The 17023-nt window shown below is 61.3% G+C and carries 21 protein-coding genes; 19 read left to right on the forward strand and 2 right to left on the reverse strand.

Annotation, left to right across the window (positions count from 1 at the left end; translation table 11 throughout):
• The first annotated feature begins 178 nt into the window (after positions 1–178).
• The 4 genes from Q1A44_RS09960 (at position 179) to Q1A44_RS09975 (ending at position 3286) form a co-directional block, all read left to right on the forward strand.
• Positions 179–886, forward strand: a complete 708-nt coding sequence (locus Q1A44_RS09960; RefSeq protein ID WP_299623804.1) for a DUF484 family protein — start codon at positions 179–181, stop codon at positions 884–886.
• Positions 883–1803: a tyrosine recombinase XerC gene (locus Q1A44_RS09965; RefSeq protein ID WP_299623807.1), complete on the forward strand. Its 921-nt coding sequence runs from the start codon at positions 883–885 to the stop codon at positions 1801–1803. The genes Q1A44_RS09960 and Q1A44_RS09965 overlap by 4 nt, the downstream gene beginning before the upstream one ends.
• Positions 1804–1916: 113 nt before the next feature.
• The gene (locus Q1A44_RS09970; RefSeq protein ID WP_299623809.1) at positions 1917–2498 is read left to right on the forward strand and encodes a cytochrome P460 family protein; all 582 of its coding nucleotides are present in this window, start codon (positions 1917–1919) and stop codon (positions 2496–2498) included.
• Between the two features lie 95 nt (positions 2499–2593).
• A complete protein-coding gene (locus Q1A44_RS09975; RefSeq protein ID WP_299623811.1) occupies positions 2594–3286 on the forward strand; it encodes a CDP-alcohol phosphatidyltransferase family protein in 693 nt (230 codons plus the stop codon).
• 269 nt (positions 3287–3555) lie between these two features.
• Here the strand turns inward: Q1A44_RS09975 and Q1A44_RS09980 are convergent, their stop codons facing one another.
• Entirely contained in the window at positions 3556–4011 is a 456-nt protein-coding gene (locus Q1A44_RS09980; RefSeq protein ID WP_299623813.1) for a methylated-DNA--[protein]-cysteine S-methyltransferase, read from the reverse strand.
• A 179-nt stretch (positions 4012–4190) separates the two neighbouring features.
• Here Q1A44_RS09980 and Q1A44_RS09985 point away from each other — a divergent pair, with 179 nt between their 5' ends.
• The 4 genes from Q1A44_RS09985 to Q1A44_RS10000 all read left to right on the forward strand — a co-directional run bounded on the left by Q1A44_RS09985 (position 4191) and on the right by Q1A44_RS10000 (position 8140).
• On the forward strand, positions 4191–5423 hold the full coding sequence (locus Q1A44_RS09985; RefSeq protein WP_299623815.1) for an MFS transporter: 1233 nt from the start codon (positions 4191–4193) through the stop codon (positions 5421–5423).
• 1 nt (position 5424) lies between these two features.
• Positions 5425–6810: an MATE family efflux transporter gene (locus Q1A44_RS09990; protein ID WP_299623817.1), complete on the forward strand. Its 1386-nt coding sequence runs from the start codon at positions 5425–5427 to the stop codon at positions 6808–6810.
• Complete coding sequence (locus Q1A44_RS09995; protein ID WP_299623820.1) at positions 6810–7676, forward strand: 50S ribosomal protein L11 methyltransferase; 867 nt, start codon at positions 6810–6812, stop codon at positions 7674–7676. Before Q1A44_RS09990 ends, Q1A44_RS09995 begins: the two co-directional genes overlap by 1 nt.
• Positions 7677–7789: 113 nt before the next feature.
• Positions 7790–8140, forward strand: a complete 351-nt coding sequence (locus Q1A44_RS10000) for a hypothetical protein (RefSeq protein WP_299623823.1) — start codon at positions 7790–7792, stop codon at positions 8138–8140.
• 134 nt (positions 8141–8274) lie between these two features.
• Here Q1A44_RS10000 and Q1A44_RS10005 read toward each other — a convergent pair whose 3' ends face one another.
• On the reverse strand, positions 8275–8484 hold the full coding sequence (locus tag Q1A44_RS10005; protein ID WP_299623826.1) for a DUF1127 domain-containing protein: 210 nt from the start codon (positions 8482–8484) through the stop codon (positions 8275–8277).
• A gap of 358 nt (positions 8485–8842) precedes the next feature.
• Between Q1A44_RS10005 and ruvC the strand changes: the two genes are divergently transcribed.
• From ruvC to pal, 11 genes are all read left to right on the forward strand, one after another.
• Positions 8843–9343 (forward strand): crossover junction endodeoxyribonuclease RuvC, encoded by a 501-nt coding sequence (ruvC, locus tag Q1A44_RS10010; protein WP_299623829.1) that lies wholly within the window; start codon positions 8843–8845, stop codon positions 9341–9343.
• On the forward strand, positions 9340–9990 hold the full coding sequence (gene ruvA, locus Q1A44_RS10015; protein WP_299623832.1) for a Holliday junction branch migration protein RuvA: 651 nt from the start codon (positions 9340–9342) through the stop codon (positions 9988–9990). The genes ruvC and ruvA overlap by 4 nt, the downstream gene beginning before the upstream one ends.
• A gap of 39 nt (positions 9991–10029) precedes the next feature.
• Positions 10030–11052, forward strand: a complete 1023-nt coding sequence (ruvB, locus tag Q1A44_RS10020) for a Holliday junction branch migration DNA helicase RuvB (RefSeq protein ID WP_299623835.1) — start codon at positions 10030–10032, stop codon at positions 11050–11052.
• Between the two features lie 97 nt (positions 11053–11149).
• A complete protein-coding gene (locus Q1A44_RS10025) occupies positions 11150–11773 on the forward strand; it encodes a hypothetical protein (protein ID WP_299623838.1) in 624 nt (207 codons plus the stop codon).
• On the forward strand, positions 11763–12320 hold the full coding sequence (locus tag Q1A44_RS10030) for a bifunctional 2-polyprenyl-6-hydroxyphenol methylase/3-demethylubiquinol 3-O-methyltransferase UbiG (protein WP_299623841.1): 558 nt from the start codon (positions 11763–11765) through the stop codon (positions 12318–12320). Before Q1A44_RS10025 ends, Q1A44_RS10030 begins: the two co-directional genes overlap by 11 nt.
• A 17-nt stretch (positions 12321–12337) precedes the next feature.
• Positions 12338–12727: a YbgC/FadM family acyl-CoA thioesterase gene (locus tag Q1A44_RS10035; protein WP_299623845.1), complete on the forward strand. Its 390-nt coding sequence runs from the start codon at positions 12338–12340 to the stop codon at positions 12725–12727.
• A 100-nt stretch (positions 12728–12827) separates the two neighbouring features.
• A complete protein-coding gene (gene tolQ / locus Q1A44_RS10040) occupies positions 12828–13523 on the forward strand; it encodes a protein TolQ (protein ID WP_299623848.1) in 696 nt (231 codons plus the stop codon).
• 3 nt (positions 13524–13526) lie between these two features.
• Positions 13527–14009, forward strand: coding sequence for a protein TolR (gene tolR / locus Q1A44_RS10045; protein WP_299623851.1), 483 nt, complete (start codon positions 13527–13529; stop codon positions 14007–14009).
• 6 nt (positions 14010–14015) lie between these two features.
• Positions 14016–15113 carry an energy transducer TonB gene (locus Q1A44_RS10050; protein ID WP_366942600.1) on the forward strand — a complete coding sequence of 366 codons (1098 nt, stop codon included), beginning with the start codon at positions 14016–14018 and terminating at the stop codon, positions 15111–15113.
• Complete coding sequence (gene tolB, locus Q1A44_RS10055; RefSeq protein WP_299624241.1) at positions 15113–16426, forward strand: Tol-Pal system beta propeller repeat protein TolB; 1314 nt, start codon at positions 15113–15115, stop codon at positions 16424–16426. The genes Q1A44_RS10050 and tolB overlap by 1 nt, the downstream gene beginning before the upstream one ends.
• A gap of 77 nt (positions 16427–16503) precedes the next feature.
• A complete protein-coding gene (gene pal, locus Q1A44_RS10060; protein WP_299623854.1) occupies positions 16504–17022 on the forward strand; it encodes a peptidoglycan-associated lipoprotein Pal in 519 nt (172 codons plus the stop codon).
• Position 17023: the final 1 nt, after the last annotated feature.

Below are 17023 nucleotides of genomic sequence, written 5' to 3' on the forward strand. Positions count from 1 at the left end.
CATGACGCTGATATGACAGCACGGCGCGTGCCCTTCACGGGGAGAAGGTTGCGCGCCTTCCCCCTTGGCTGACGCGGGGCTGCAACACCGATCAGAACCGCGCAGTTTTATCGAAGTTCGGGGCAGATTTTGCTCTGCCCCCATGCTATAGACCCTCAAAATAAAATTTGAGTACGGTATGAGCAGCCAACCCAAGATTGAAGACGCCCTGCGCGAGGCGATTATCTCGCGTCCTGATGTGATTCTGGACGACAAGGATTTGATGCATGCCCTGATTGCCGCGAATGAGCGTGCGATGGGCGGCAATATTGTCGATTTGCGTGGCCTCGCGATGGAACGGCTTGAGGCGCGCCTTGATCGCCTTGAGGACACCCACCGTTCCGTCATCGCGGCGGCCTATGAAAACCTTGCAGGCACCAACCAGATTCACCGCGCTATCCTACGGATGCTGGACCCGCTGGAGTTTGAGCCTTTCCTGCGCGATCTCGGCGGTGAAGTGGCTGAAATCCTCCGGGTTTATGCGGTCAAACTGGTGCTGGAGTCGGTCCAGAACGACAATGACCCCGCCGTTCAGCGTCTTGGCGATGTGCTAAGCGTGGCAGAGCCCGGTTTTATCGACAATTACCTGACTTATGGGCGTGGTGGCACAGTTCGTCAGGTGACCCTTCGCCAGGTTCAGGATGCCGACGACGTCATCTATGGCGACAAAAGCGATTGGGTCCGTTCCGAGGCGTGCCTGAAGCTCGACTTTGGCGATGGCCGTCTGCCCGGCCTTTTGGTGTTGGGCGCGGATGATCCGCATATGTTTGGCCCGCAACAAGGCACCGATTTGCTTGCCTTTTTCACCGGTGTGTTTGAGCGGGCCATGCGCCGCTGGCTGGGATGAGCCTGATCTCGCCCGCCGCTCGGGATGCGCTAGAAAGCTTTCTGGCGCACCAACGCAGCATTCAGGGCGCGGCGGAAAACACGATCACCGCCTATACAGGTGATATCACTGAATTTCTGAGTTTCATGACGGTGCATTCGGGTCAGTCCCAAGGCCTGGGCGCTTTGGCGCGGATCACCACGCAGGACATGCGCGCCTGGATGGCCCGCACACGCTCGGGCGAGGTCGGGCCGCGGTCACTGGCCCGCAAACTGTCGGCAGTGAAGGCATTCTACAAATGGCTTGCTGCGCGAGAGGGGTTCGAACCCACAGCAGTCTTGTCCACCCGTGCGCCGAAATTCACCAAGAAACTGCCGCGCCCCTTGGCCGTTGATGCCGCCCAGAGTCTGTTGGACATTGCGTCATTGCAATCAGACAAACCTTGGGTCGGTGCGCGCGACACCGCCGTGCTGACGCTGCTTTGGGGGTGCGGGCTGCGGATTTCGGAGGCGTTGGGGCTGACGGCCGCTGACGCGCCCTTGCCAACCGTGCTGCGCATCACCGGCAAAGGGGGCAAGGAACGGATCGTGCCAGTGCTGGACGCGGCGCGCGATGCGGTGGACGCTTATGTGGCCGCAAGCCCCTTTGATCTGCCGGATGCTGGGCCGTTGTTTCGCGGGGTGCGCGGTGGCGCCTTGGGCCCGGGGGCGATCCAGAAAACCATGGCGCGCGCCCGGATGCAGCTGGGCCTGCCCGCTAGTGCCACACCGCATGCGATGCGTCACAGCTTTGCCACGCATCTGCTGAACGCGGGCGGCGATCTGCGCTCGATTCAGGAGTTGCTGGGCCACGCGTCGCTGTCCACGACGCAGGCCTATACGGCGGTGGATACTGCGCGGCTGATGGACGTCTATGCGCGGGCGCATCCCAAGGCCTGATCCCTCACACAAACGTGCGCAAATGGTGATCACAACGTGATTACGATCCATGCAAGGTTCGGTGCGCGGCATACCGTCGCATACAGTACACCAAGCCCGAAGGGGGACATCCCATGTTTCGCAAATTTGCAATTGCCGCTGCGTTGACCTGTGTCGCGGGGGCTGCGAGCGCGCAGGACTGCGCCGCCATCGCTGTAGAAGACGCCTTTGACCTCGACCCGGCTGCAATTGATGCACTCTATGAGTGTCTAGAGGAAAAGATGGCCGCCGGTTACGCCAAGGAGGGGGACCCGATCGGGTCGGAGTTCCGAAGCTGGGCCGTCACGGCTACAGCGCCCGGTGTGGCGGGCGTGCATGGCAACCGCCTCTTGATGACCTTTGCCAATGACATCGCCGCCGAACAGTACCTGAAGTTCGAAGAAGAAGGCGTTGAAATGCCTATCGGTTCGGTGTTGGCCAAGGAATCCATCAGCCTCTCGATCAAGAAACAAAAAGCGCGCCCCGGCCCCTTGTTCATCATGACCAAAGTCGGCGTGGATGCGGCGCCTGAGGCGGATGGCTGGCTCTATTCCGGTCTGCAACCCAATGGCAAGGTGATGAAGGTCAAGCAATCCTTTTGCCACGATTGCCATGCCGCTTGGGAAGATCAGGACGCTTTGGCCTACCCACTTGAAGAGCTGCGCGTAAGTCAATGATACCATTGATCCTTTAAAGCGATAAGTAAACCGTGCCGCATGCCCGGCACGGTTTTACGTTTGCATCGCGTCGCGACTTGCAGCATGACAAGCGGATGACTGCGAAAACCCGTGCTTTATCTGTTCATTTGCTCACTGCGTCCGGGGCCGTTTTCGCCATGCTGGCCATGCTGGCGGCGGTCGATGCCAAGTGGGACCTGATGTTTTTGTGGCTCGTCGTGGCCTTTTTTGTGGACGGCATCGACGGGCCCTTGGCGCGCAAATATGATGTCAAAACCAACGCGCCCGAATTTGACGGCGTCCTTCTCGACCTGATCATCGACTACCTGACTTATGTGTTTATCCCGGCCTTTGCGCTTTTCAAATCCGGGCTCATGGACGGATGGACGGGATGGGTGGCAATTATCCTGATCACCTTTGCGTCCGCCATGTATTTTGCCGACAACCGCATGAAGACAAAGGATAATTCATTCAGCGGCTTTCCTGGATGCTGGAACATGCTTGTGCTGGTGATCTTTGCGCTGCACCCAAGTTTTTGGGTATGTCTGGCCATGGTGACGACACTGGCCATTGCGATGTTTCTGCCGGTCAAATTCATCCACCCGGTGCGTACGGAGCGTTGGCGGATGGTCAGCCTGCCGATGGCGCTGGCGTGGACATTCTTTGCAGGCTGGGCGGCCTGGGTCGATTTTTATCCCGACAGCTGGGCGCATTGGGGGCTGATTGTGACATCGGTCTATCTGGTCTTTGCGGGGATGGTGCAGCAGTTGATCCCGCAACGCGACTGAGGCAGCGCACGCTGTGTTAACGCAGGCCCATCGCCGCAGGACAGCCAGACCAGTGTGATCAGAACTGAGCAGTTTGGCCGCTGGAATGTACGTTTTCGCCCCCTCGGCTCAGGCGGTTTCAGACGGGTCACACTTAAAACGTACAGTTTGCCCGGCCTTTCGTACGTTTTGCGCAGCACCCCGGAGAATCGGGGTTAACGCCACCGCATTTCACCCGAAAATAAACTAAGGTCCGGACAGCACGCACCGACCTGGTCCCTGCAAGACCGTCAGATCAGGAACCCGCCAGCGCCTTCATGTTTGAGCAAGGCCACCTTGGTTTCAACCCCGCCTGCGCCCGAAAACCCGGTCAAACCTTTTGCCCCCATGACCCGGTGACAGGGGATGATGATCGGGATTGGATTGCCGCCGCAGGCCTGCCCAATGGCTTGCGCGGGCACGCCCAGATCGCGAGCAATGTCGCCATAGGTCACCGTATAGCCAAAGGGGATCGCGGACATGGCGGCACAGACATCGCGCTGCAACGCCGATCCGCGCACCGACAATGGCAGATCAAACCCCATCCGCGTGCCCGCGTCATATTCGGCCAATTGCGCGGCCGCCGCATCCAGCACATCCGACCGGTCGGCACAGCCCGATGTACCCCAGGACAGGCGAATGATCGCGCCGTCATCCTCGGTCAGGATCAGTGCGCCAAATTGAGTTTGAACATCACGTTGCAGCATGAGGCGAGTATCGCGGAGAGGGCCCGGACGACACAACCCGAATCCTGACACAATCCCCGCTTCATTGTTTCAAAAATACTCATTCAAAAAGCCGGGCAAACACGCATCGCCACCCATATGCGCATCACCGCACGAAACAGCCTCTCGCCCGCCCAGCAAAAAAGGCGTAAGGCGGTTTTATGGCCCGCCTTGTCCCCCTGTCTGACGCGCACACGCTGCCCTTTTGGCGGCGGCCGACGTCCCTGCTGTTTCTGATGGCCTTTGCCATGCCAATCGGATTTTCCGTCTGGCTGGCGCTGCTCAACAACTTTGTGGTGGAGGCGGCGGACTTCGACGGGGCCGATATTGGTCTGTTGCATGCGATCCGCGAGATCCCCGGCTTTTTGGCTGTGGGGGTGATCCTAGTCATCATGTTCATGCGCGAGCAGGTGTTGGGCTTGTCCTCGCTTGTCCTGCTGGGTGTGACCACGGCGATGACGGCGCAGTTTCCGCAGCTTCAGGGCATCCTGATCCTGACCTTTCTCAGTTCGGTCGGCTTTCACTATTACGAGACGGTGAACCAATCGCTGCAACTGCAATGGTTGCCCAAGGATCGCGCGCCGCAGACGTTGGGATGGCTGATGGCGGCGGGGTCTGTTGCGACGTTCCTTGTCTATTTCGTGATCATGATCCTGTGGGAGCCTTTGGGCCTGACCTACAACACCGTTTATATGGTGGGTGGCGGTCTGACGGCGGCCATCGCGCTGTTTGCCATGTTCGCTTATCCGCAGTTCGAGGCCCCGCATCCGCAGCTGAAAAAGATGATCCTGCGCCGTCGCTATTGGCTGTATTATGCGCTGCAATTCATGTCGGGCGCTCGGCGGCAGATCTTTATGGTTTTTGCGGGCTTTATGATGGTCGAGAAATTCGGCTTTGAAGTGCACGAGCTGACCGCCCTGTATCTGATCAACCTGATGGTCAATATCATCGTGGCCCCGCTTCTGGGCAAGATCGTCGCGGTGTATGGCGAACGCAAGGCGTTGGTTTTTGAATATAGCGGTCTGGTGATCGTGTTCCTGTCTTATGGCGGGGTCTATTTCCTGGGCTGGGGCCTGTTCATTGCCTCTGCTCTTTATGTGATCGATCACATCTTTTTCGGGCTGGCCCTCGCGCTGAAAACTTATTTTCAGAAGATCGCTGATCCCGGCGATATCGCGCCCACGGCGGCGGTCGCCTTTACCATCAACCATATTGCGGCTGTGGGCCTGCCCGTGCCCTTGGGCCTGCTGTGGCTGGCCTCGCCCGGTTCGGTATTTTTGCTGGCGGCGGGCATGGCCGCGACGTCGCTGATGCTGGCGCTGTTGATCCCGCGCCATCCGGTGCCGGGATACGAGACCCGTCTGGTGCGCCCCGCACCTGCCCCAGCCGAATAGGATGGCAGAGGGGCGATTTCTGAGCGGCTCCACCATGGGCCATGTGGTGCGCATGACGGCCACGGGCGCCTTTGGCATTACCTTTGTTTTTCTGGTAGATGCGGCGAACCTGCTGTGGATTTCGCAATTGGGAGAGCCGCAACTGGTCGCGGCCATCGGCTTTGCCTATGCCATCCAGTTCTTTTCTGTCTCGTCCGGCGTGGGTTTGATGATCGCCAGCACCGCCCTTGTGTCGCGCCGCATCGGCGAAGGGGACCGGGCGGCGGCGCGGGCCCAGGCGGGGGCGTCGGCGGCCACGGCCACCGCAATCCAGGCGGCCCTTGCCTTGATCGTGATCCTGTTGCGCCACGAACTGGTCCGCATGGCCGGGGCCACGGGCGAAACGGCGGTTCTGGCGGCGCGCTATTTGTTGTGGACCATGCCGTCGCTGGTGCCCATGGCCGTGGCATTGACCGTGTCGGCGACCTTGCGCGCCGAAGGTCTGGGCGCCAAGGCGATGTATGTGACGCTGTTTTCCGGTGCGTTCCTCATGGTCGTGGACCCGATCTTGATCGTTTATCTGGGCCTTGGTCTGGACGGGGCGGCCCTTGGGCTGATCCTCTTTCGCTTTTGTCTGATGGGCTTGGCCCTGTTTTTTGCGGTCTACCAGCATGATCTGGTGGCCCGGCCCACCTGGGCCTCGGTCAAGGCGAACTGGACGCCCTATATGGCTGTGGCCGTGCCGGGGATCGCCACGCAGATGGCCACCCCTGCGGGCAACTATTTCCTGACCATCGTGATGGCCCCTTTTGGGGACGATGCGGTGGCGGCCTGGGCCGTGGTGGGCCGCCTAACGGTTTTGGCCTTTGGCGGCATCTTTGCGCTGTCGGCATCCATCGGGGGCATTTTTGGCCAGAACTTTGGCGCAGGGCATTATGACCGGGTGCGCAGTACGTATCGCGACGCCCTGATCTTTTGCCTGATCTATACGCTGGTGACCTGGGCGCTGTTGGTGGCGGTCACGCCGCTGATCATCGACGCCTTTGGTCTGACGGGGCAGGGGGCAGGGGTCTTGCACGCCTTCACATACGTGGGCGTGGGCGGCTTTGTCTTTGTGGGGGCGCTCTTTGTGTCCAACTCTGCCTTCAACAATCTGGGCAAACCAAGCCGGTCCACCTTGCTCAACTGGCTCAAGGACGGGGCGCTGAGTTGGCCTGCTGCCGCCCTTTTGGCCGTGCCTTTTGGGGCGGCGGGCGTGATTTATGGCCAGGCTGTGGCCGGTGTGATCATGGGCGGGGTTGCGGCGGTCTGGGGCTGGCACTATGTGGCGCGCCTGGGACCGGACAGCAAAGTGACACCCGCACCCCCGCGCCCCTGGCCCAACATCGACAGATACCGGAGACGATAATGCCCACATGGACCGCCCTGACGACCTTGACCGGCAAAGCCGCCGCGACCGCCCTGGGCGACGCATTGGAGCGGATGGCGCCTGAGCCCACTGGTGTGGGCGTGTTCGAGGTCGAGGACGGATCGGGCCTGTGGGAAGTGGGCGCCTATTTCACCGAAAGCCCTGACGAGACGGCCCTGCTGATCCTGTCCACGGCGATGGGAGCCAAGCCCTTTACATTATCCGAGTTGCCTGAAACCGATTGGGTTGCCCATGTGCGCCGCGAATTGTCCCCCGTCGAGGCGGGCCGCTTTTTTGTCTATGGCAGCCACGATGCGGACAAGGTGCCCGAGGATAAAATTGCCCTGCTGATCGAGGCGGCAATGGCCTTTGGCACCGGGCACCACGGCACGACCCTGGGCTGTTTGCAGGCACTGGACCGATTGGCCGAACAGGGGTTTCATGGCAAGCGGGTCGTCGATATCGGGTGTGGCACGGCGGTACTGGCGATGGCGGCTGCGGCCATCTGGCCCGAAAAGGCGCTGGCCAGCGATATCGACATTCAGGCGGTTGAGGTGGCCGAAGCCAACCTGCGCGCCAACGACATGCAAGGCCGGGTGCGCGTGGTCGAGGCGGCCGGATTTGACCATCCGGAGCTGGCCGGACCCTTTGATCTGATCTTTGCCAACATTTTGAAAGGTCCCCTTGTGGCGCTGGCACCGGATCTGACGGCGCGGCTGGATGCCGGGGGCTATGCGATTCTCTCGGGCATTCTGAACGAACAGGCCGATGATGTGATCGCGGTTTATGCACAAGCTGGAAACAGTCTGGTGCATCGGGGCGAGATTGGTGAATGGACCACCCTCACGCTCCAGAAAACGCCGTAATTAACCACGGTTTTTAAGGGCATTTGAACGGTTTGCCCAGATTTTGCCACAATTGGAGCGCACATTCAGCCTATCGAACGGTGGGGGCCTGTTTCGAAGTTAACGAGGCTGCCATGGTTGAGACTGAAGCTCACTTTCAAAAGCGCCTTTCGACGTTGGGCCGCAAACATGCGGCTATGGCGAAGGGCTATGACATGCAAATGCGCCGCGACGGTTTGGTCGTGGTCAAGGCCAAGCGCGGCGGCGCCGGCCGGTTCTTCCCCCTCAAGGGTTTGGTATTGTTGGTTCTGGGGTTCTTTGTGTTCAAGGGCTTCATGCTCGCCTCGCTGGGCGACATCACTTATAACGAACGGGTCGCAAAACTGAACCAGGGCACGTCTCTGGAACAGGTGGGCGCGCAGGTGATGGCGATTGATCCGGCCACGGCGTTTCTGGCAGGCATTATCGCGCCGGTGATCCGCTAAACGACATGCCGGAACGGGTGGGCTGCTGCTGGCCCGTTTTTTCCGCCCTTTCAGACATGAAAAAGCCGCGGACCCGTCTTGGGTCACGCGGCTTTGCCTTTGCAGGCCTGTCCGACGGGGAGGGCGTCAGACGTTCAGCGGCCGTTTGCCACGTCGTCGATGTCGCCACGGACCAGACCGATATCGTCCAGCTCGCGGTCGGTCAGACCGGACAGTGTGTTGCGGGTCACGCGGGCGTCGTTCCAGGCCACGAATGTCGCGATCATGGCGGTGAAGAATCCGGTGATTTGGCCTGCAACGGGGGCAGCGCCATAAGTAGAGCGGGTGGTGTCGAAAGCAGCCATTGCAGCAGTCCTTTTATCTAGTGTCAGTGCCGAACCATTCGGCCTTGTGCTGCGCATTTAGGCAGAGTGAGAACATCCGACAAGTCGTGAAATTTCATACGTGCCATGCGTTTTTTGCATGACGTCTTTTTTTGGTTAACCCACCGTAACATAATGCAAAATCCCGTGTCTTTGCGCGTCGGTTTTCGACATGCAGATGGCGAATTTGACCCTTCTTTGCAGGCCCTTGTCGCAACTGGAACGGCCGATGTCGAAAATGGCTGGTGACTGTTAACCCTTGGCGGATGTTCGCCTTTCGTGCTACTGCGTTAAAAAAGCCACCAAAAGGGCTTGAACGGGCACAGGGCGGGCAAGTGACATGCGTATTTTGGGAATTGATCCGGGCTTGCGCCACATGGGGTGGGGTGTCATCGACGCCGATGGCCCCCGGTTGCGCCATGTGGCCAATGGTGTTTGCCACTCGACGGGCGATGATTTGCCGCTGCGCCTGCTGAGCCTGTTTGAACAACTGACATCCGTCATCATCGCCCATGCGCCCGATGCCTCGGCGATTGAGCAGACCTTTGTGAACAAAGACGGGGCCGGGACACTGAAGCTGGGCCAGGCCCGCGGGGTCGCCATGCTGGCACTGGCCCGCGCGGGGTTGAGCGTAGGCGAATACGCCCCGAATGCCGTCAAGAAAACGGTTGTGGGCGTGGGTCATGCGGACAAGCGACAGGTGGCGCATATGGTCCGCGTACAGTTACCGGGTGTGCAATTGCTGGGGCCTGACGCGGCGGACGCGTTGGCCATTGCCATCTGTCATTCCCATCAGGCGGGCGGGGCGCTGGCCGCTGCCGTGGCAAAGGTGCGCGCATGATTGGCAAGATCACGGGCCGTATTGATTACCGCGCCACCGATCACGTTTTGATCGATGTGCGCGGCGTTGGTTATATTGTTTATTGTTCCGAGCGCACGATGGCGTCCTTGCCCGGTGTCGGTCAGGTTTGTGCGTTGTTTACCGACCTGGTGGTACGTGAGGATCTGTTGCAGCTTTTTGGGTTTCCCACTTTGGCTGAAAAGGAATGGCACCGTTTGCTCACCTCTGTGCAGGGCGTCGGGGCCAAGGCGTCGCTGGCCATTCTGGGCACGCTTGGCACTGATGGGGTGAGCCGTGCGATTGCCTTGGGCGATTGGAATGCCGTCAAGGCGGCCAAGGGCATCGGCCCCAAGATTGCGCAGCGTGTCGTGCTGGACCTGAAGGACAAGGCCCCGTCGGTGATGGCAATGGGCGGTACGGTGGCCCAAGCGATGGGCGATGCCGAGGCAGAGGTGATCGAGCCGGTTGTTGTGACGGCGGCGCCCGCCTCAACTGCGCAGGCGGATGCGCTGTCGGCCCTGGGCAATCTGGGCTATGGCCCGTCTGATGCGGCGGCTGCCGTGGCGCAGGCCGCCGGTGAGGCCCCGGATGCGGATACGCCTGCGCTGATCCGCGCAGCATTGAAACTGTTGGCCCCCAAGGGCTAGGGATAGCGCACAACGCGTGCGCCTTACGAGGGAAAGTGAATGTCTGACGCCCCTGATCCCACAATGCGCCCGGCCCCCTTGCCCGAGGATCATGACCGCGCCTTGCGCCCTCAGACCCTCGAGGATTTCGTAGGTCAGGCCGAGGCCCGCGCGAACCTGCGTGTCTTTATTCAATCTGCCCGCCAACGTGGCGAGGCGATGGATCACACTCTGTTTCACGGCCCCCCCGGTCTGGGCAAGACCACCCTGGCCCAGATCATGGCCCGCGAGTTGGGCGTGAATTTCCGCATGACCTCGGGCCCGGTTCTGGCCCGTGCGGGTGACCTGGCCGCGATCCTGACCAATCTGGAGGCCCGCGATGTCCTTTTTATCGATGAAATCCATCGCCTGAACCCTGTGGTTGAAGAGGTGCTTTATCCCGCTTTGGAGGATTTCGAGCTGGATCTGGTCATTGGCGAGGGCCCGGCCGCCCGGACCGTGCGCATCGAATTGCAGCCCTTTACCCTTGTTGGTGCCACGACCCGGATGGGGTTGTTGACCACGCCCCTGCGTGACCGCTTTGGTATTCCGACGCGGTTGCAGTTTTATACTGAGGATGAACTGTTCACCATCGTGGAGCGTAATGCCCGCAAGCTCGGCGCCCCTGCGGACGAAGGCGGCGCGCGCGAGATTGCCCGCCGTGCGCGCGGCACGCCCCGGATTGCGGGTCGGTTGCTGCGCCGGGTTGTGGATTTTGCCATTGTCGATGGCGATGGCCGGGTGACGCAGGAACTGGCGGACAGTGCGTTGACCCGGTTGGGTGTGGACCATCTGGGGCTGGACGGGGCGGATCGCCGCTATCTTGGCCTGATGGCCGAGCATTATGGTGGCGGGCCGGTTGGCGTCGAGACGCTGTCGGCCGCCTTGTCCGAAAGCCGCGATGCGTTGGAAGAGGTGATCGAGCCGTACCTTTTGCAGCAGGGGCTGATCCAGCGCACTCCAAGGGGCCGGATGCTGGCGCCCCGGGCCTGGCGGCATCTGGGTCTGGATGCGCCACGTGTTGCGGGCGATTTGTTTGAGTGAATCTATGGTTTGCGCCTGCGGCGGGCGTTGGCGGGGGGCCAGCCCCCCACACCCCCCGGAGTATTTTTGAAGAAAAGAAGATGTGGAATTAGGGCGGATGACGGCTGATGAGATCGAGGCGCTGTTTCGGCGCGAGAGCGGGGATTATACCTTTGCCCGCTGGGGGCGCCCTTTGGCGCCGGTGGTGTTTGGGGTGCAAGAGCAGACCCTGGGCACTGTGAAAGGCGCCATTGAGGCGGTGTGCCAATTGGCCGGGCACGAGATGGCCGAGACGGACCCGGAGCTTGGCGCAAATTTCATGTGGTTTTTCTTTGATGATTGGGCGGAGTTGCCGCAGGTGCCGGGCCTGGATCGTTTGGTGCCTGACCTGGAGCCTTTGGTGGCACGCTTGGAAGCCGCGGAGGCGAACCAGTACCGCGTCTTTCGCTTTGACCCGGCGGGGGCCATTCAGGCCTGTTTCGTGTTTCTGCGCATGGACCGGCATTTGAGCGCAGTTCCCGCCGAGACGCTTGCCTTGTCACAGGTTGTCCAGTCGATGCTGCTTTGGTCTGATCTGGCGTTTCGCGATCGCTCGCCCTTGGCCGTGGCCGGAGAGACGACGGTTTTGCGTCCCGATATCGCGGCCCTGATCCGCGCCGCTTATGATCCGGTGATGCCTGTCGCGGCGGATGATGCCAGTCACGCGCTGCGCCTGTCGGCGCGGATGATGCGTGCCAGCTGAGTCGCGCGGCATCCGCTGGGCCGCAATTGACCCTGCGCGCATTTGGTCTGGTTTTACGCACTGGTTTCCACCGCCGCCGGCCCGGGTTCTGGACGTGGGCGCGGGGACGGGGCGGGATGCGGCGTGGTTTGCAAGCCTTGGATATGATGTGGATTGTGTTGAACCCGACCGGTCCCTGTGGCCCGATGGAGCCGCATGGGGGCAGGGCGCATTGCCTGATCTGGAAGGTGTTACCGGCCCCTATGACCTGATCACAATCTGTGCGGTCTGGCATTTGGTGCCTGAACCCGCCTGGCGGGCCGCCTTTGCGCGCTTGGGGCATTTGGCATCATCCGAGGGGCGGTTGATCCTGTCCCTGCGCTGCCCGCCGATCAGGGATGCGGGTCAGGTCATTGCCACCGCTGCAGCCGCAGGCTGGCATCCGGCCCATCACCAGCGCCGCGCGTCGGTTCAGCCGGGCAACCGCGACGCGGGTGTCATGTGGGATTGGTGCGTCTTTAGCCGGGTTGCACAAGGCCACGGGCCGCGTAAATTGGCCGTGACCTGATCAAGGAGGCCCGCGCCATGGCCCATCGCTTTCCCATCACCGTCTTTTACGAAGACACCGACATGGCGGGCATTGTCTATTACGCCAATTACCTGCGCTATATCGAGCGCGCCCGCTCTACCATCGTGGAAGAGATGGGGGTGGACCAAAACGCCATGCGCGCAAATGGCATCGTCTTTGCCATCACCCGGGTCGAGGCGGACTATATCGGGGCGGCCCGTCTGGGGGACCGTTTGGATGTGGTCACCACCCACCAAGCCGCTAGCCCGGCCCGCTGGACCTTTGATCAAGAGGTGCGCCGGGGTGACGATCTGATCTTTCGTGCCCATGTGGTGGCGGTGTGCATGACCACAGCCGGAAAACCCACGCGCCTGCCTGCGGAAATCCGCGCAATGATTGGCAAATAGGGTCGTTCTGACGCCGAAGTGATAGCTTTCCCCTTGGCCGTGGGCTATGCTGGGCTGCAATAAGGGCCGCAAATGAGCCCACCGAGCAAAGAGCAGGCAAATGGAAGCAGACACCCTTGCCCTGGCGCATGAGATTGATTTCTCCATGTGGGGGCTTTTCATGCGCGCAACCCTGACCGTGAAGCTGGTGATGATCATGTTGATCCTCGCCTCGTTCTGGTCCTGGGCCATCATCGTGCAAAAACACATCCTTTTTCGCAAAGCACGAACCGAGGCCGCCCGTTTTGACCGGGCCTTCTGGTCGGGGGAGCCGCTGGACGGCTTGTTTGAACAGATCGGGCCGGAACCGGACGGGGCCGCCGAAAAGGTCTTTGCCGCTGGCATGGTCGAATGGCAACGCTCGCACCGAGACGATGGGGGCCTGATTGCCGGGGCCACGGCCCGGATTGACCGCAGCATGGACGTGGCCATCAGCAAGCAGAGCGAAAAGCTGCAAAACGGTTTGACCATTTTGGCCACTGTGGGCTCTTCAGCGCCCTTCATTGGCCTGTTTGGCACCGTGATCGGCATCATGAACGCATTTATCGAGATTGCAGAGCAACAAAATACCAACCTTGCCGTTGTGGCCCCCGGCATTGCCGAAGCGCTTTTGGCCACGGGTTTGGGCCTGTTGGCGGCGATCCCGGCTGTTATTTTCTACAACAAGCTGAGCGCGGACAGCGACGCGATCACGTCCGGTTACGAGGCCTTTGCCGACGAATTTGCCACCATCCTCAGCCGCCAGTTGGACAGCTGAGCCGTGGGCGCCGGGACCATAGACAAGGACGAGGGTGGGGGCCGCAGACGGCGTCGCCGCCGGTCCAAGCCGATGTCCGAGATCAACGTGACCCCGTTTGTCGATGTCATGTTGGTGCTGTTGATCATCTTTATGGTCGCCGCCCCCTTGTTGACGGTGGGCGTGCCGGTCGAGTTGCCGCGCACGGCGGCCGGTGCCTTGGCCGTAGACCAGGAAGAGCCGTTGACCATCACGATGACCGCTGAGGGCAGTGTGCAGATCCAGACCACCGAAGTGGACCGCAGTGATCTTGTGCCGCGTCTGCGCGCCATTGCCGCCGAACGGACCAGTGACCGCGTGTTTCTGCGGGCCGATGGCGCGGTGCCTTATGCGCAGGTGATGCAGGTGATGGGTGCGCTGAACGCGGGTGGTTTTGCCAATATCGGGCTGGTGACGGATATCGGCGGCCCGGCTTTGGATGGATCGCTGGACGGCGACGGGCAATAGGCCGATGTGGGGCTGCAAGCGGTGAACACGGGTCAGGTCATATCAGGAATTGGCCATGCGGGGCTGATTGGCTGGGTCCTGTTTGGCGGGGCCTTTCAGGCCGAGCCGTTGCCCTTTGAGGCAACCGACGTGTCTGTCATTTCTTCCGAGGCCTTTGAGGCGCTTTTGACCACGGGCCCGCAGCCTGATACCGCCACCGATGTGGCCTTGCCCGTGGCGCCAGAGGTTGATCCTGATCCCGTCGCCACGCCGACCCCTGATCCGGTCGTCGAGGCCGAGCCCCCCCAGATTGCCCCACAGCCTGAGCCCGAAACCGTGCCTGACACGCCCGAGCCCCTGGTTCAGCCGGTGCCCGAGATCGTCGAGACCGCCCCCGTCCCCCCGCAGCCACCCGAGATTGCGGCCCTGGTGCCTGAGATTGCGCCCCGTCCCGTGCCGCGCCCGTCCGACCGCGTCGCCCCGGAGGCGGTGGCCCCGCCGGAGCCGGAGGCGGCCCCTGATCCGGTTGAACAGGATGCGGTGAGTGCCGACGAGGGCACCGAAATCCCCGCTGAAGAGCAAGAGGCGACCGCCCCCGAAGAGGCTGCCACCGAGATTGTGACTGAGGCCGAGGAACCCGCAGGCGCCCCCACCACATCGCTGAGACCGCCAAGCCGCAGGCCGACGCCGCCCGCGACGCAGACGGCTGAGACGCCCGCGCCCAGTGACACCACGGCGACGGCTGTGAATGACGCTTTGCGCGAGGCGCTGAGCGGCGGTGAAGATGACATTCCGGCAGGCCCGCCCCTGTCTGCCGGGGAGAAGGACGCGTTGCGTGTGGCGGTGTCCAGTTGCTGGAATGTGGGGTCCTTGTCGTCGGAGGCGTTGCTGACCACCGTTGTGGTGGGCTTTGACATGACCCGCGAGGGACGCCCTGTTGGCCCTTCGATGCGCATGGTCTCAAGCACGGGCGGGTCGGCCAGCGCAGCCAATCAGGCCTATGAGGCCGCCCGGCGCGCAATCATCCGCTGCACCGGCGACGGATATCCATTGCCCATTGAAAAATACGGTCAATGGAGGGAAATCGAGATCACGTTCAATCCCGAAAGGATGCGTATCAAATGATGGTTCGAGTACTTTGTTTCTTGCTGATGGTTTTTGGTGCTGCCCCTGTGTTGGCGCAAAACGGACCTTTGCGGATCGAGATCACCGAAGGGGTGATTGAACCCTTGCCTTTTGCGGTGCCTGATCTGGTGCCCGAAACTGCGGGCAGCGCTGAGATGGGTGCCCAACTGGCCCGTGTCATCGCCGCGGACCTGACCGGCACGGGGCTGTTTCGCGAATTGCCTGCCAGCGCCTTTATCAGTCAGGTCAGCGACTTTGGCGCGCCGGTGCAATATGCCGATTGGAAGGCGATCAACGCCCAGGCCCTCGTGACGGGGGCCGTGAGTGTGCAGGGCAATCAGGTCACCGTGAAATTCCGCCTTTATGACGTGTTTTCAGGCACGGAACTGGGCGACGGTCTGCAATTTGCGGGCACGACGGATGGCTGGCGCCGCATTGCCCATAAGGTGGCCGATGCCGTCTATAGCCGGATCACGGGCGAGGGCGGGTATTTTGACAGCCGTGTGGTGTTTGTCTCGGAAACCGGCCCCAAGGCCGAGCGCCGCAAGCGCCTGGCTATCATGGATTATGACGGGGCCAATGTGCAGTATCTGACAGGTTCCGAGGCCATTGTGCTTGCGCCGCGCTTTTCCGCCAATGGCGACCGGGTCCTGTATACCAGCTATGAAACCGGCTTTCCGCGCATCTATGTGCTGGATGTGGGATCGGTCCAGCGTCGGGTATTGGAAAGCCAGCAGGGCACGATGAGCTTTGCGCCCCGTTTTGCCCCCGATGGCCAAACGGTCGTCTATTCGGTGAGCCAGGGCAGCAACACCGACATCTATTCGATGCGTGTATCGACTGGGCAGGCCACCCGCCTGACCAATGCGCCCTCGATTGAAACGGCCCCCAGTTTTAGCCCCGATGGCAGTCAGATCGTCTTTGAAAGCGACCGGTCGGGCAGTCAGCAGCTTTATGTGATGCCCGCCAGCGGAGGCGAGGCGCGCCGCATCTCCTTTGGCGAGGGTCGCTATGGCACGCCTGTCTGGTCGCCGCGTGGGGACCTCATTGCCTTTACCAAGCAGTCAAAAGGCCGGTTTCATATCGGTGTGATGCGGAATGATGGCAGCGAAGAGCGTCTTTTGACCGCCTCCTTCCTCGACGAGGGGCCCACGTGGTCCCCCAACGGCCGCGTGATCATGTTTGCCCGCGAAACCCAAGGCGCGGCTGGGCGGTCGAGCCTGTATTCGGTGGACATCACGGGCCGCAACCTGCGCCCGGTGCGCACGCCCGAAGGCGGCTCTGACCCTAGCTGGGGACCGCTGCAACCATAGCGTCCGTTCCCTTGGGCGCGTGTTCGTGGTACACATGAAAAAAAGAAAAATAATCGAGACAAAAAGAGGCATAGGCCATGAAACTTAAGACATCTGCTTTGATGCTTTGCGCGGCTCTGGCTGTGGCGGCATGTACCAACCCCAACCGATTTGACAATCCTGCCGGTGGGGCCGGGGTGACCGATCCCTTCGCCAGTGACGTCGTGCCGGGCAGCGCATCTGACCCCGCATCGCCCGCCTATTTCCAACAGGCTGTAGGTGACCGGGTTCTGTTTGCAGTGGATCAATCCACGCTAACGCCCGAAGGGCGTGCGACACTGGATGGGCAGGCCGTCTGGCTCTTGTCCAATGGTGACTACACCGCCGTGATCGAAGGGCATGCGGACGAGCAAGGCACCCGTGAATATAACCTTGCCCTTGGCGCGCGCCGTGCCGATGCGGCCCGGTCCTATCTGGTGAGCCAAGGTGTGCCCGCAAGCCGTTTGCAGGTTGTCAGCTATGGCAAGGAACGCCCCATCGAAGTGTGCAGCGACGAGACATGCTATGCCAAGAACCGCCGTGCTGTTACAGTGCTGGCTGGCGGTTTGACGGGGTAAA

The organism is uncultured Tateyamaria sp., from assembly GCF_947503705.1.
Classification (GTDB): domain Bacteria; phylum Pseudomonadota; class Alphaproteobacteria; order Rhodobacterales; family Rhodobacteraceae; genus Tateyamaria.

Bases quoted from the DNA above. Each gene is read 5' to 3' on its own strand.
- Q1A44_RS09960 (WP_299623804.1), top strand. From the start codon at position 179: ATGAGCAGCCAACCCAAGATTGAAGACGCCCTGCGCGAGGCGATTATC.
- Q1A44_RS09965 (WP_299623807.1), top strand. From the start codon at position 883: ATGAGCCTGATCTCGCCCGCCGCTCGGGATGCGCTAGAAAGCTTTCTG.
- Q1A44_RS09970 (WP_299623809.1), top strand. From the start codon at position 1,917: ATGTTTCGCAAATTTGCAATTGCCGCTGCGTTGACCTGTGTCGCGGGG.
- Q1A44_RS09975 (WP_299623811.1), top strand. From the start codon at position 2,594: ATGACTGCGAAAACCCGTGCTTTATCTGTTCATTTGCTCACTGCGTCC.
- Q1A44_RS09980 (WP_299623813.1), bottom strand. From the start codon at position 4,011: ATGCTGCAACGTGATGTTCAAACTCAATTTGGCGCACTGATCCTGACC.
- Q1A44_RS09985 (WP_299623815.1), top strand. From the start codon at position 4,191: ATGGCCCGCCTTGTCCCCCTGTCTGACGCGCACACGCTGCCCTTTTGG.
- Q1A44_RS09990 (WP_299623817.1), top strand. From the start codon at position 5,425: ATGGCAGAGGGGCGATTTCTGAGCGGCTCCACCATGGGCCATGTGGTG.
- Q1A44_RS09995 (WP_299623820.1), top strand. From the start codon at position 6,810: ATGCCCACATGGACCGCCCTGACGACCTTGACCGGCAAAGCCGCCGCG.
- Q1A44_RS10000 (WP_299623823.1), top strand. From the start codon at position 7,790: ATGGTTGAGACTGAAGCTCACTTTCAAAAGCGCCTTTCGACGTTGGGC.
- Q1A44_RS10005 (WP_299623826.1), bottom strand. From the start codon at position 8,484: ATGGCTGCTTTCGACACCACCCGCTCTACTTATGGCGCTGCCCCCGTT.
- ruvC (WP_299623829.1), top strand. From the start codon at position 8,843: ATGCGTATTTTGGGAATTGATCCGGGCTTGCGCCACATGGGGTGGGGT.
- ruvA (WP_299623832.1), top strand. From the start codon at position 9,340: ATGATTGGCAAGATCACGGGCCGTATTGATTACCGCGCCACCGATCAC.
- ruvB (WP_299623835.1), top strand. From the start codon at position 10,030: ATGTCTGACGCCCCTGATCCCACAATGCGCCCGGCCCCCTTGCCCGAG.
- Q1A44_RS10025 (WP_299623838.1), top strand. From the start codon at position 11,150: ATGACGGCTGATGAGATCGAGGCGCTGTTTCGGCGCGAGAGCGGGGAT.
- Q1A44_RS10035 (WP_299623845.1), top strand. From the start codon at position 12,338: ATGGCCCATCGCTTTCCCATCACCGTCTTTTACGAAGACACCGACATG.
- tolQ (WP_299623848.1), top strand. From the start codon at position 12,828: ATGGAAGCAGACACCCTTGCCCTGGCGCATGAGATTGATTTCTCCATG.
- tolB (WP_299624241.1), top strand. From the start codon at position 15,113: ATGGTTCGAGTACTTTGTTTCTTGCTGATGGTTTTTGGTGCTGCCCCT.
- pal (WP_299623854.1), top strand. From the start codon at position 16,504: ATGAAACTTAAGACATCTGCTTTGATGCTTTGCGCGGCTCTGGCTGTG.